The following is a 13,313-nucleotide window of genomic DNA, read 5'->3' as shown; positions in this document are numbered from 1 at the left end:
TAGGAAAAGCTCGCTTCAGTTCTAGTCAGCTGTGCCGGGGCAGTACTACGAAATCACAAGTGATTTCTGTACTGCTCCCCCCTACGCGGGTTTGTTTTGATTATTTGATTCACGTTTTTTACGAACTGTATTTACAAGTACAGTAAGAGCGTCTTTTACTTCATCTTCTTTACGTGTTTTTAAGCCGCAGTCTGGGTTAACCCAGAATAGTGAACGATCAATTTGTTGTAAAGAACGATCAATCGCTGTAGCGATTTCATCTTCTGTAGGGATACGTGGACTATGAATATCATAAACACCTAAGCCAATACCTAAATCGTAGTTAATATCTTCAAAATCTTTGATTAAATCACCATGGCTACGTGATGTTTCAATTGAGATAACATCAGCATCTAATTCATGGATAGCATGGATGATTTGACCAAATTGAGAATAACACATATGCGTATGAATTTGCGTTTCATCTTGTACTGAAGATGTTGCTAATTTGAATGAATTTACTGCATCTGCAAGATATTGTTCATGGTATTCAGAACGTAATGGTAAACCTTCACGTAAAGCTGGTTCATCTACCTGGATTACTTTTATACCCGCTTCTTCTAGCGCTAATACTTCTTCGTCAATGGCTAAAGCGATTTGGTCTTGAACGACTTTACGTGGTACATCTACGCGTTCGAATGACCAATTTAAGATAGTTACAGGGCCAGTAAGCATACCTTTCACTGGTTTGTCAGTTAAACTTTGCGCATATACAGTTTCTTTGACTGTTAGTGGTTCAGTCCATTTTACATCTCCGTAAATTACCGGTGGTTTAACTGCGCGTGAACCATATGATTGTACCCATCCAAATTTTGTTACTAAGAAACCTTGAAGTTTTTCTCCAAAGAATTCAACCATATCATTACGTTCGAATTCACCGTGCACTAATACATCTAAACCAATATCTTCTTGGATTTTAATCCAACGTGCAATTTCACTTTCTAAGAAGTTATTATAGGCTTCATCTGATATACGTTTGTTTTTCCAATCGGCACGATATTTACGTACTTCTTGTGTTTGAGGGAATGAACCGATTGTAGTTGTTGGTAAGTCAGGTAAGTGTAAGCGTGCGTCTTGTGCTTTTTTACGCTCAGGGAAAGGTGACTTACGGCTTGTCGGTACACTATCGAAATCGTATTCTAGATTTTTGAATGATTGACTTTGGAAACGTTCATAACGTGCTTTCAATTCGTCATATTTTGCGCTGTCATTCTGATTGAATAGTCGACGTAGCGCGTCTAATTCGTCTAACTTTTCAGTGGCGAAACTTAAACCTTCTTCGATAGATTGCTCTAAAGTTTCATCATCTAATGATACTGGAACGTGTAATAAAGATGATGAAGGTTGGATAACGATATGTTTTGCGTGTCCTTGTAACGTTTCGATTAATTTTTTCTTAGCTTCGATATCTGCAGCCCACACGTTACGGCCATCAATAATACCTGCATATAATGTTTTAGATGAATCGAAGTCACCTGATTCAATTTGTTTTAAGTTATAACCGTTGTCGTGTACAAAGTCTAATCCTAAACCACCAACTGGTAATGAACTTAAGAATTTAACATTGGCACGTTCGAAGTAAGTTTGAATGACTAATTTGTCAGCTAAACCTGCTTTATCAAAGTAGTTATAAGCTTCTCTAGTAATAGCTTCATAAGCTTCGCTTTCATCAGTAACTAATACTGGTTCATCAACTTGGATATAAGCTGCACCAGCGTCAATTAATGATTGAAGCACTTCTTTATATAAAGGTAATAGTGTTTGAACTTTCTCTTCGAATGATTGATGTCCACCTTTAGATAATTTTATAAACGTAATAGGACCTACAATCACAGGGTGAGCGTTAACGTTAAGAGATTTCGCATAGTTAAAGCGATCTAATAAAATGTTGTGGTTCACTTTAGGTTCAACATTATCCCATTCAGGAACAATATAGTGGTAATTCGTGTTGAACCATTTAATGAGTGCACTCGCTACATGTTCTTTATTACCGCGTGCAATATCGAATAATAAATCATCGTTAACTTCGCGACTTTGGAAACGTTCAGGGATGATGTTGAATAATAATGATGTATCGAGAATATGATCATACAATGAGAAGTCACCAACAGGTACACTGTCTAAATTATAATTTTTTTGTAATAGTAAATTTTCTCTATGTAGGTCACTTAACTTTTGATCTAATTCTGCTTTATCGATTTTTTTAGCCCAATAGCTCTCGATGGCTTTTTTCCATTCTCTTTTTCTACCTAATCTTGGGAATCCTAAATTTGAAGTTGTAATTGTTGTCATGATATTGCCTCCTTGTTTTGGGTAATTGCTTTGGAATATGCTGCGAGTTCTAATGAATAATCGATACGTTGGAATGGTGTGATAATGTATAAACCATTGAAATACTCATGCACTGTATCAATCAATTCTTTAGAAAGTCTCAAACTTAATGCTTTTGTTTTTTCTTTATCATCTTTTACTGCTTTAAATTGGCTTAATACGTCTTCAGACATTTTAATACCAGGCACTTCGTTATGTAGGAAAAGTGCATTGTTATAGCTTGCGATAGGCATGATACCTATAAATAGAGGGACATTAAGGTGTTTCGTCGCCTCATATACTTCTTTAATTTTTTCTTTGCTATACACAGGTTGTGTAATGAAGTAATTCATACCGGCAGCTACTTTTTTCTCAAGGCGTTTTACTGCACCGTCAAGTTTGCGTACATTAGGGTCAAATGCACCAGCGATGTTGAAGTTTGTATGTTTCTTCAGCGCATCACCATCAGTATTAATACCTTGATTGAATCTTAATGCTAATTCGGTTAATCCTTTTGAATTTACGTCGTAGACATTCGTGGCACCGGGTAGGTGGCCTACTTTTGAAGGGTCACCTGTAATCGCTAAAATTTCATTAACGCCAATAAGCGATAAGCCAAGTAAGTGTGATTGCAAGCCAATCAAATTACGATCTCGACATGTAATATGCACGAGGGGTTCAATGTTATAACGTTGGCGTATGATGCTCGCTGCAGCGATATTGCTAACACGAACAGTAGCAAGTGAATTGTCAGCGAGGGTAACAGCATCAATGTTCGCTTCGTCAAGTTTGCCAATATTCTCAAAGAAGAGATCTGTATCTAAATGTTTAGGTGTATCGAGTTCGACAATAACTGTTGGTCCGTTTTTAACTTTTGTTGTTAAATTATGTTTATACGTATGTGTGACTGCTCGATTTGTCTGACGATTGATTGGAATGACGTTTTTATTTTTAACAGGCTTTAAATCTTTTACAGATGATTTGATATACGCAATGTGTTGTGGTGTTGTGCCACAACATCCTCCAATTAATCTCACACCCTCATTAATAAGTTCTTGTGCGACATCTCCGAAATATTGTGCATTATCGCTATACTTAAATTCGCTATTTTCAATATCCAGTAAACTTGCGTTTGGATAGCATGATAAGTAAGCCGTTTCTGGTAACTCAATATGTGAAAATGAGCGTTGCATATGGTGTGGACCGTGATGGCAATTTAATCCAACAACATTGGCGCCACAGGCAACTAGTTGCTGTAAAGCTTTATTGATTTCAGTGCCATCGACTAAGTAATTTGTATTTGAAGCGGTCAATTGCGCAATGATAGGGATATCGTACTTTCGACGTGTTGTTGTAACAATATTTGTCAGTTCTTCTAAGTCGTAGTAAGTTTCGAACAATAACCCATCAACACCTTCTTCAACGAGTGTATCGATTTGATTTTCAGCGTGATACTGAATGGTGGACAAAGGCAATTCCTCTTGCTGTAAACTTCTGAAACCACCTACTGTGCCAAGTATGAAAGTATCAGGTCGTGCGGCACGTTTTGCGATGGCTACAGCTGCCTTATGAATGTCTTTTACTTTATGTTCCAAGCCAAAGCGTCTTAGCTTTTCAAAGTTAGCACCATACGTGTTGGTCTGGATAATATCGGCACCGGCCTCTATATAAGAACGATGTATAGACTCTACTTTTTCTGGATGAGTTAAGTTATAAGCTTCTGGACATGTATCTAAACCCTCTGAATAGAGAATTGTTCCCATTGCACCATCAGCTACTAAAACGTTGTTCTGTAATTGATTCAATAATCGACTCATTGAAAGCCTCCTTTAATGCGTAGTTGAGGTCAGCAATTAATTCTTGAGGTTGTTCTAGACCTACGCTTAATCGGAATAAGCCAAAGGTAATGCCACGTTCATTTCGAACATCTTCAGGAACAGCAGCATGTGACATTGTGGCTGGATGAGATAATATCGTTTCTACACCCCCAAGACTTACTGAAACTAGGGGTAAAGTTAAAGCATCTACAAAGTCTTGTGCTTTCGTTTCATCTTTTAATCGGAATCCAATCACGGCACCACCGCTATTTGCCTGTGATAAGTGTAATGAACTGTTTCCTGGATAATATACTTCGGCAATTTCTTCTCTTTCTTTTAAAAATGCTACAAGTTTCTCCGCATTTGATGTTGATTGTTTAAACCGCACAGGTAATGTTTTTAAGTGTTTGGCTAATGTCCAACTATCATGCGCTGACAATGCAGTGCCCGTACCATTCTGTAAAAGATATAATGCATCAGCGACGTCTTTACGATTTGTAATGGCAGCGCCTGCGATAATATCGCTGTGGCCACCTAAAAATTTAGTAGCTGAATGAACCACAATATCAGCGCCAAGTGCAAGTGGTGATTGACCCAATGGTGTCATAAATGTGTTATCTACTGCTAAAAGTAAGTGATGACGTTTAGCAATCGCTGCTACTGCACGTATATCTGTAATTTTGAAACAAGGATTGGATGGAGTTTCTACGTAGATGAGTTTGGTATTCGGCTGAATCGCACGCTCAATTTCTTCAGGTTGTGTAGCATTAACAGTCGTAAATTGAATACCAAAGCGATTTAAAATTTGTTCTGTAAGTCTGAATGTGCCACCGTATACATCATCAGGAAGAATGACGTGATCATTTGCTTTTAATGTTAGTAATACCGCTGAAATTGCTGCGATACCTGAGGCGTACGCAAATGCATATTGTCCTCCTTCAAGTTTCGCTAATTTCTCTTCAAGAAGTTGGCGGTTTGGATTGCCACTTCTGGCATAATCAAATTTTGCATTGCCACCAAGCACTTTTTGATGAAATGTTGAAGAGTCATAAAGTGGTGGGTTAGCTGAATCGTAATCTACACCTCTGTGTTCATCATAAATAACTTCGGTTTCTTTTGATAAGCTCATGAAATCACTCCTATTTTAGAATTCTCCAATGCTCGTAAAATATCTGACTCAATGTCGTTATAATCTTCAATACCAATGGATAAGCGTATAAGGTGTTCATCTATGCCACGTTTATCTTTTTCTTCATCCGGCATATCAACATGAGTTTGTGTGTATGGGAAAGTAATGAATGTTTCTGTTCCACCTAGACTTTCTGCAAAGATACAGATTTCTAAATTTTCCAAAAATTTAGCAACGCTAAAGTCTTTATTTAGACGTAAACTCAGCATGCCCGTTTTACCACTGTATAGCACTTCATCTATAGCACTAGAAACTTTACATCGCTCGGCTAACTTCTTAGCGTTTGCCTCTGACCGTTCAATACGTAAATGTAATGTTTTTAAGCCACGTTGTAATAAATAACTATCGATAGGAGACAATGTTGCTCCAATCATGTTATGCAATTGCCCAAGTTGCTCAGCTAATGATTCATCTTTAACAGATACAACTCCAGCCAATACATCATTGTGACCACCAATATATTTAGTTGCTGAATGGAGTACAATGTCAGCACCGTCTTCTAAAGGCGTGGATAAATAAGGTGTTAAAAACGTGTTGTCGATAATTGTTAATAGATTATGCTGTTGACTTAAGATGTAATAAGGTTCAACGTCAATTTCGATCATTTGTGGATTCGAAATAGGTTCTATGAAGAGTGCCTTTGTATTGGTCGTAATAGCGTTAACAACTTCTTCATAATTTAGGAAATCAACATATTTAAATTTGATACCATATTGTTTTTCATAAAAGTCAAATAATCTAAATGTACCACCATATAAGTCGAAAGCGACTAATATTTCATCACCTGGTTGAAACAAGTTACATATGAGTTGTACTGCAGCCATGCCACTTGAAGTGGCAAATGAAGCAATGCCTCCTTCTAATTTCGCAAAGGATTCTTCAAATGCAGAACGTGTTGGATTCTTTGTTCTTGTATAATCATAGCCTGTTGACTGACCAAGGTGAGGATGTTGATATGCAGTAGACAAATAGATAGGATTGGCTATTGCGCCAGTAATATCTTTAGTTAATGATATTTGTGCTAATTGAGTATCTTTCATGTCAAATCCTCCATTCATTTTTTTGTCCAATAAAAAAAGCTTCCGTCCTTTAAACCCGATATGCATCGGATGTAAAGGACGAAAGCCTGTTTCGCGGTACCACCTTTATTTATTACTTTATTGCTAAAGTAACCTCAAACAGTACGCCATTTTATGAATAAAAGTGTACTGAGATGGTGGACGCTAATTTAATCGTTATGTAACACTTTAGTCGAATGAAAGGGACACATTAAAAAACTCATTTAACTTGATTATAAGTAAATGAGTATTAACGATGATTAGCGACGTCTAGAATTCCAGTACGCCATTAAACAATAAATGTTAATACTGTATCGCTATAACGGGCGAACCCGTTGACACCTCGTATTGGCATCAACACTCAAAGGCCATTTTCAAACTTTCTTTCAATGTCTCTTCTCAGCTTTGGAGACTCTCTGTATTAGCAGTGTAAGTTCTACTTTCCTTATTACAGTGTGTAATTTGTGTTTTTTTAAGTTAATTCATAGCTTACAGACCTAAATTACATTTGTCAACAACTTTTCTGAAAATTAAAATTATAAAGGTAATTCAGAAAACGCTTTAAGTATTGATAGAATAGCGATAATTGTATATAAAAAAATTTAATTTTTTCATTACATTTGTCTAATCTACTTGTTAAACCTATTCTATATTTTTTAAAATAAATAAGTACTAAAAAATGCGCGCCATTGAATTTATAGTGTAAAAGTAAGTTTGTTGTGATTGTAAAAGACTAGTTCTTAGATAATGCTTCAAATACGATATCAATAATGGCTTAGAGGGGTGAAAATAGTGGGTCATAAGCAAGATGAGCGATTGGCGATAAGTCAAAATGAACAAATTCAAAAAATTGATCTTTCTAAAATTAAAGCCAATCCATATCAACCTCGTAAAACATTTGACGATGATAGATTGAGTGATTTAGCAACGTCAATACAAACTCATGGTGTATTACAGCCCATTGTATTGCGTCAGACTGTACAGGGCTACTATATAGTAGTTGGCGAAAGACGATTTAGAGCATCTCAATTAGCAGGGTTAACCGAGATACCTGCCATTATTAAAGAATTGTCCGATTCTGACATGATGGAATTAGCAATTATCGAGAATTTACAAAGAGAAGATCTCAATGCCATTGAAGAAGCTGAAAGTTACCAGCGCCTCATGAATGATTTAGGATTAACACAACAAAAAGTAGCGGAACGACTAGGCAAATCACGACCATATATCGCAAATATGTTAAGATTGCTAAATTTACCCAAAGACATTTCGAATCAAGTCAAAGAAGGTGCGTTATCTAGTGCACATGGACGCACGTTGTTAGGCATTAAAGATGTCACTATGATGAAAAAGATAAGCCAACAAGCCATACGTGAAAATTGGAGTGTTAGATATCTTGAACAGGTTGTAAATGAATTACAAGACGGTGGGCAGTCTAAAAAAAGCAAAGCAACAACGCAAATAAAACCTATATTTATTCAAAAGCAAGAACGTCGACTAAAAGAAAAGTTTGGGTCTAAAGTAGACATTTCAACTAGCAAGAATATAGGTAAAATAACATTTGAATTCAAAACAGAAGAAGAATTTAAACGACTCATTCAAAAACTCAATGACGAAGTATGATACGTAATCAATCGTATTGATAGAGTGATACTCTATGAAAGAGTGAGTTAAGATGTGTTACATCTTAGGCTTTGCCAAGGAAATAAGTAATAAAATAAAGCTTAAGACGGATACATATTGCGCAATAAATGAGTATAATAATTTAATTATAGAAAAGTTGAATAGGGAGGTTACTATTACATGAATCAGGTCAAAAATGTATTGTCTTCATTATTTGAACCTTTAACTAAAATAGAAACATATGAAAATTTAGCTATTAAAATAGCACTAATTATCATATATATTATTGTTGCACTTATCGTCATAGCAATATTAAACAAAGTAATTGAACAAGCATTTAAAATTCAAAATCGCAGTAGCAAAGGTAATAAGAAACGTTCTCGAACGCTTATTTCGCTTGTGCAAAACGTAGTGAGCTACATTGTTTGGTTCATTGTGATTACTACTATCTTAAGTAAATTTGGAATTAGTGTTGAAGGTATCATCGCCAGTGCCGGTGTTGTCGGTTTAGCTGTTGGTTTCGGTGCTCAAACGATTGTTAAAGATATCATCACTGGTTTCTTTATTATATTTGAAAATCAATTTGACGTTGGCGATTATGTTAAAATCAATAGCGGTGGTACAACAGTAGCAGAAGGAACAGTAAAATCTATTGGCTTAAGATCAACACGAATTAACACAATCACTGGTGAATTAACGATTTTACCGAATGGTAGTATGGGAGAAATTACTAATTTCTCTATTACTAATGGTTTCTCTATAGTAGAAATTCCGGTATCTGTAGAAGAAAACTTAGACAAGGTAGAAAAGCGTCTAAATAAACTATTTACTGCAATGCGTAGCAAATATTACTTATTTATCACTGATCCAGTCGTAGAAGGTATTGATTCGTTGGATGAAACTAAAGTAACGTTTAGAATATCTGCTGAAACTATTCCAGGTGAAGGGGCATCCGGCTCAAGAATATTACGTAAAGAAATTCAAAGAGTATTTGTTCAAGAAGGTATTAAATTACCACAACCAATTTATATTAAAAATAATAATCAACAAGGCAAATCTTAATTATTATTGAGGGGTAATTTCATGACGTCAAATTATGGAATAAATGATATAGTAGAAATGAAAAAGCAACATGCATGTGGAACTAATCGATTTAAAATTATTCGTATGGGTGCTGATATTCGCATCAAATGTGAGAATTGTCAACGAAGTATTATGATTCCACGTCAAACGTTCAATAAAAAATTAAAGAAAATATTAGTATCAAATCAAGATACTGAAGGTTAGGAGAATGATTAATGGCTTTAACAGCAGGAATCGTAGGATTACCGAACGTAGGTAAATCTACATTATTTAATGCAATAACAAAAGCGGGAGCATTAGCCGCTAACTATCCATTCGCAACAATTGATCCAAACGTAGGTATCGTAGAGGTGCCAGATTCACGTTTAAATAAATTAACAGAAATGGTTAAACCTAAAAAAACTATTCCTACAACTTTTGAGTTTACTGATATTGCAGGTATTGTTAAAGGTGCTTCTAAAGGTGAAGGTTTAGGAAACAAATTCCTTTCACATATTCGTGAAGTAGATGCAATTTGCCAAGTTGTACGTGCATTTGATGATGAAAATGTAACGCACGTATCAGGACGCGTAAATCCTTTAGACGATATTGAAGTTATTAATATGGAATTAGTATTAGCAGACTTAGAATCAGTTGAAAAACGTTTGCCTCGAATTGAAAAAATGGCGCGTCAAAAAGATAAAACTGCTGAAATGGAAATGAGAATTCTATCTAGAATCAAAGAAGCACTTGAAAATGGCGATCCTGTACGTAGCTTAGACTTCAATGAAGAAGATCAAAGATACGTTAACCAAGCACAATTACTAACGTCTAAGAAAATGTTATATATTGCCAATGTTGGAGAAGACGAGATTGGTGATGAAGATAACGATAAAGTAAAAGCAATTCGAGAATATGCAGCGAAAGAAGATTCTGAAGTTATCGTTATTAGTGCAAAAATCGAAGAAGAAATCGCTACATTAGATGACGAAGATAGAGAAATGTTCTTAGAAGATTTAGGCATTGAAGAACCAGGACTAGACGTACTTATCAGAACAACATATGATTTATTAGGTTTATCAACATACTTTACTGCAGGTGTACAAGAAGTGCGTGCTTGGACGTTCAGACAAGGTATGACAGCACCACAATGTGCAGGTATTATTCACACTGACTTTGAACGTGGATTTATCCGTGCCGAAGTGACAAGTTATGATGACTATGTTGAGCATGGCGGCGAACAAGGTGCTAAAGAAGCGGGTAAACAACGTTTAGAAGGTAAAGAATATATTATGCAAGATGGCGATATCGTTCACTTTAGATTTAACGTTTAATAATCACATCCAATTATTATAGCGATATGCATAGTAAAAATTAAATATTTGATAAAAAAATAAAAAGCAATGTAAGTTTCGCTTGGCTTGAATGACAGGAGACTTACATTGCTTTTTTTATATTGTTTATTTCATTATATCTTAAAAGAACGGTATAACTTTACTTGCTTCAATAATATCTTTGGTGCTAAAAAACTGTTTACCTTCTCCAGTGTATGCAGGTTCAAGAATCATATTGGCTTTCGCACAATATAACCATTCTGGATTGATACCGCAATTTAAGACTTCTTGAAATTCTTGAAAATCTTTATTCCAATCTAAATCTAATTGCATGTTTTACACCTCGACTATATTATAGAACAAGTGTTCGTAAAAATAAAGTGTTATGTATAAATTTTTTAACTAGTAAACCAATCAGCAGTAACATTCGCATCTATGTAATTAGCATCAACGTTTTGGTTTAGTTCAGGGGCATAGTAACTATCTGTGTATTGCCATAAAACTTTCTCTCTATTAGGTTCTTGCTCTTGATAAGCTGCTAACCAATAACCATCATAGGCACTTACAGCATTCGGAACGTTGTTGGTCATAAAGTTCTCATAAGAATAAAATAATACTTTTTTATTCCCTGAAAGTTGTTTCATTTCATCAGCCCAAGCTTTTGTAGCAGTGTCAGCATCACCAGAAGTGATTGAATTTTGTTCAAAATCATTTACATAGAATGAAGCTTTAGGTGCACGACTATAAAGCGTTTGAGCTTCATTTCGAGCATCATCAGCATTTTCATACAGGCTATATGAATAGACGCCGAATTTCATATTATTTTTATCTAATAAAGCTGAATTATTCTCCAAACATTGATCAACATATTCAGAACCATATTGACCTCTGATAATGATGAAATCATAATCTTTTTTTAGTTGTTTAACTTGCGAATCCGTTAAGTTTCCTTGCCATTCTGAAATATCTAACACACGATCGCCATTTTGTGTTGTGATTGCTTTAGATTTTGTTGAAAAGGTTGAACGGTTACTAGTAGCGTTGCTTTGTTCATTGGGATGATTTTTTAGATATTTTTGATATCCATACCCCATCGTTCCTTTTTGGCTACCTTCAGTCTGTTCAGAAGCGTTTGCATTTAACGCACCTATAGAAGTCGCCATAATAGTTAAACATGCAATAGATGATGTTGTTTTCTTGAACATTTGAGCTCTCCTTTAGATATTTTATTTTTTAAAAATAATATTAATATGCAAAATGCAGTTGTGATGTTAGTACAAAAACTAATGATTCGCAACTTTATAATTGACACGACACATATGTTGAAAAATAAGATTATAAACAATGTAAATTAGCGGAACTGATGCTGAATAAAATATATTGTAAAAAGTAATACTCTGTGCTATAATTCTTGATTGTGAGTAATGAAAATTATTCCTTGCTTATCGTTAGTATTCGATAGGCCGCATAGACCACAAGGAGGTGCAAGTATAAAATGAGAACATATGAAATTATGTATGTCGTACGTCCAAACATTGAAGAAGATGCTAAAAAAGCAGTTGTTGAACGCTTCAACGGTATCTTAGCTTCAGAAGGATCAGAAGTTTTAGAAGAAAAAGACTGGGGTAAACGCCGTCTTGCTTATGAAATTGAAGATTTCAAAGAAGGTTTCTATAACATCGTACGCATTAAAACTGATAACAACAGAGCCACAGACGAATTCCAACGTTTAGCTAAAATCAGTGACGATATCATCCGTTATATCGTTATCCGTGAAGACCAAGATAAGTAATAAATTGATGGGGGCGTTTTAATGATAAACAGAGTTGTATTAGTAGGTCGTTTAACTAAAGATCCAGAATACAGAACCACTCCCTCAGGCGTAAGTGTAGCGACATTTACTCTAGCAGTTAATCGTACTTTCACGAATGCTCAAGGGGAACGCGAAGCTGACTTCATCAATGTTGTTGTATTTAGAAGACAAGCAGAGAATGTGAATAATTATTTATTCAAAGGTAGTCTAGCTGGCGTTGATGGTCGCATACAATCACGCAGTTATGAAAATCAAGAAGGTCGTCGTATCTTTGTTACTGAAGTTGTAGCAGATAGTGTTCAATTCCTTGAACCTAAAAATGCTCAAGGTGGCCAACGTAATCAAAGTAATAACAATGATTTCCAAGACTACGGTCAAGGATTTGGTGGTCAACAATCAGGACAAAATACATCTTACAATAACAATAATTCATCAAATAATAAACAATCTGATAATCCATTTGCAAACGCAAACGGACCGATTGATATTAGTGATGATGACTTACCATTCTAATAACAAAATGAACGTATAAAAAAATATTCCAAAGGAGGTAATTAACCATGGCAGGTGGACCAAGAAGAGGCGGACGTCGTCGTAAAAAAGTATGCTATTTCACAGCAAATGGTATTACACACATTGACTATAAAGACACTGAATTATTAAAACGTTTTATCTCAGAACGCGGTAAAATTTTACCACGTCGTGTAACTGGTACTTCAGCTAAATATCAACGTATGTTGACTACAGCTATCAAACGTGCTCGTCATATGGCTTTATTACCATATGTTAAAGACGAAAACTAATATATAAGTATTGGTTAAACCCCGTAGGCTTAAGGCTTATGGGGTTACTTTTTTGCTTTGAATTTTAGGGAAAGGACAGAAAAAGGATATAATAATAATTTTACATTAAACACTAAGTTGTACTATATCAAGAAAAGAGTCCGGGACATAAAGTTCTTGGATAAGTGAAAAAAAGACAATTTCTATTAAAATAATATAGAAATTGTCTTTTTTATAAATTTTTTGATTATTTTCAGCTCGTTGAGCTACTACTTTTCTTATATTA

The 13,313-nt window shown here is 35.2% G+C and carries 13 protein-coding genes; 7 read left to right on the top strand and 6 right to left on the bottom strand.

Translation table 11 applies throughout. The annotated features are described in order from the left end of the window. Positions 1 to 81: 81 nt before the first annotated feature. From metE to AC1RRU_RS05395, 4 genes are read right to left on the bottom strand one after another with little or no spacing between them, the layout of a single operon-like run. Positions 82 to 2,331, bottom strand: a complete 2,250-nt coding sequence (metE, locus tag AC1RRU_RS05410; RefSeq protein ID WP_048667893.1) for a 5-methyltetrahydropteroyltriglutamate--homocysteine S-methyltransferase — start codon at positions 2,329 to 2,331, stop codon at positions 82 to 84. Beyond that, the gene (locus tag AC1RRU_RS05405) at positions 2,328 to 4,166 is read right to left on the bottom strand and encodes a bifunctional homocysteine S-methyltransferase/methylenetetrahydrofolate reductase (RefSeq protein WP_011276876.1); all 1,839 of its coding nucleotides are present in this window, start codon (positions 4,164 to 4,166) and stop codon (positions 2,328 to 2,330) included. The genes metE and AC1RRU_RS05405 overlap by 4 nt, the downstream gene beginning before the upstream one ends. Continuing rightward, positions 4,120 to 5,295, bottom strand: a complete 1,176-nt coding sequence (gene metC, locus AC1RRU_RS05400; RefSeq protein ID WP_048667895.1) for a cystathionine beta-lyase MetC — start codon at positions 5,293 to 5,295, stop codon at positions 4,120 to 4,122. The genes AC1RRU_RS05405 and metC overlap by 47 nt, the downstream gene beginning before the upstream one ends. After that, a complete protein-coding gene (locus AC1RRU_RS05395; RefSeq protein WP_048667897.1) occupies positions 5,292 to 6,395 on the bottom strand; it encodes a PLP-dependent transferase in 1,104 nt (367 codons plus the stop codon). Before AC1RRU_RS05395 ends, metC begins: the two co-directional genes overlap by 4 nt. A gap of 810 nt (positions 6,396 to 7,205) precedes the next feature. Here AC1RRU_RS05395 and AC1RRU_RS05390 point away from each other — a divergent pair. From AC1RRU_RS05390 to ychF, 4 genes are all read left to right on the top strand, one after another. Next, complete coding sequence (locus AC1RRU_RS05390; protein ID WP_048667898.1) at positions 7,206 to 8,036, top strand: ParB/RepB/Spo0J family partition protein; 831 nt, start codon at positions 7,206 to 7,208, stop codon at positions 8,034 to 8,036. Between the two features lie 180 nt (positions 8,037 to 8,216). Further along, positions 8,217 to 9,098 carry a mechanosensitive ion channel family protein gene (locus AC1RRU_RS05385; RefSeq protein ID WP_011276872.1) on the top strand — a complete coding sequence of 294 codons (882 nt, stop codon included), beginning with the start codon at positions 8,217 to 8,219 and terminating at the stop codon, positions 9,096 to 9,098. Between the two features lie 21 nt (positions 9,099 to 9,119). Continuing rightward, a complete protein-coding gene (locus AC1RRU_RS05380; protein WP_011276871.1) occupies positions 9,120 to 9,323 on the top strand; it encodes a DUF951 domain-containing protein in 204 nt (67 codons plus the stop codon). Between the two features lie 11 nt (positions 9,324 to 9,334). Beyond that, entirely contained in the window at positions 9,335 to 10,432 is a 1,098-nt protein-coding gene (gene ychF / locus AC1RRU_RS05375) for a redox-regulated ATPase YchF (RefSeq protein WP_011276870.1), read from the top strand. 141 nt (positions 10,433 to 10,573) lie between these two features. Here the strand turns inward: ychF and AC1RRU_RS05370 are convergent, their stop codons facing one another. Both AC1RRU_RS05370 and AC1RRU_RS05365 read right to left on the bottom strand, forming a co-directional pair. Further along, complete coding sequence (locus AC1RRU_RS05370; protein ID WP_011276869.1) at positions 10,574 to 10,765, bottom strand: hypothetical protein; 192 nt, start codon at positions 10,763 to 10,765, stop codon at positions 10,574 to 10,576. A 65-nt stretch (positions 10,766 to 10,830) separates the two neighbouring features. Continuing rightward, a complete protein-coding gene (locus tag AC1RRU_RS05365; protein ID WP_011276868.1) occupies positions 10,831 to 11,637 on the bottom strand; it encodes a glycoside hydrolase family 25 protein in 807 nt (268 codons plus the stop codon). Positions 11,638 to 11,927: 290 nt separating this feature from the next. Between AC1RRU_RS05365 and rpsF the strand changes: the two genes are divergently transcribed. The 3 genes from rpsF to rpsR are packed head-to-tail and all read left to right on the top strand — an operon-like array spanning position 11,928 to position 13,048. Further along, on the top strand, positions 11,928 to 12,224 hold the full coding sequence (gene rpsF, locus AC1RRU_RS05360; protein ID WP_011276867.1) for a 30S ribosomal protein S6: 297 nt from the start codon (positions 11,928 to 11,930) through the stop codon (positions 12,222 to 12,224). A 21-nt stretch (positions 12,225 to 12,245) separates the two neighbouring features. Further along, on the top strand, positions 12,246 to 12,758 hold the full coding sequence (gene ssb / locus AC1RRU_RS05355; protein ID WP_011276866.1) for a single-stranded DNA-binding protein: 513 nt from the start codon (positions 12,246 to 12,248) through the stop codon (positions 12,756 to 12,758). 47 nt (positions 12,759 to 12,805) lie between these two features. Continuing rightward, on the top strand, positions 12,806 to 13,048 hold the full coding sequence (gene rpsR / locus AC1RRU_RS05350) for a 30S ribosomal protein S18 (RefSeq protein ID WP_002447994.1): 243 nt from the start codon (positions 12,806 to 12,808) through the stop codon (positions 13,046 to 13,048). Positions 13,049 to 13,313 lie beyond the last annotated feature (265 nt).

It is taken from the genome of Staphylococcus sp. GW821-FHT11H10, assembly GCF_058807855.1.
This window is presented reverse-complemented; position numbering and strand designations above follow the sequence as displayed.

Bases quoted from the DNA above. Each gene is read 5' to 3' on its own strand.
- metE (WP_048667893.1), bottom strand. From the start codon at position 2,331: ATGACAACAATTACAACTTCAAATTTAGGATTCCCAAGATTAGGTAGA.
- AC1RRU_RS05405 (WP_011276876.1), bottom strand. From the start codon at position 4,166: ATGAGTCGATTATTGAATCAATTACAGAACAACGTTTTAGTAGCTGAT.
- metC (WP_048667895.1), bottom strand. From the start codon at position 5,295: ATGAGCTTATCAAAAGAAACCGAAGTTATTTATGATGAACACAGAGGT.
- AC1RRU_RS05395 (WP_048667897.1), bottom strand. From the start codon at position 6,395: ATGAAAGATACTCAATTAGCACAAATATCATTAACTAAAGATATTACT.
- AC1RRU_RS05385 (WP_011276872.1), top strand. From the start codon at position 8,217: ATGAATCAGGTCAAAAATGTATTGTCTTCATTATTTGAACCTTTAACT.
- AC1RRU_RS05380 (WP_011276871.1), top strand. From the start codon at position 9,120: ATGACGTCAAATTATGGAATAAATGATATAGTAGAAATGAAAAAGCAA.
- ychF (WP_011276870.1), top strand. From the start codon at position 9,335: ATGGCTTTAACAGCAGGAATCGTAGGATTACCGAACGTAGGTAAATCT.
- AC1RRU_RS05370 (WP_011276869.1), bottom strand. From the start codon at position 10,765: ATGCAATTAGATTTAGATTGGAATAAAGATTTTCAAGAATTTCAAGAA.
- AC1RRU_RS05365 (WP_011276868.1), bottom strand. From the start codon at position 11,637: ATGTTCAAGAAAACAACATCATCTATTGCATGTTTAACTATTATGGCG.
- rpsF (WP_011276867.1), top strand. From the start codon at position 11,928: ATGAGAACATATGAAATTATGTATGTCGTACGTCCAAACATTGAAGAA.
- ssb (WP_011276866.1), top strand. From the start codon at position 12,246: ATGATAAACAGAGTTGTATTAGTAGGTCGTTTAACTAAAGATCCAGAA.
- rpsR (WP_002447994.1), top strand. From the start codon at position 12,806: ATGGCAGGTGGACCAAGAAGAGGCGGACGTCGTCGTAAAAAAGTATGC.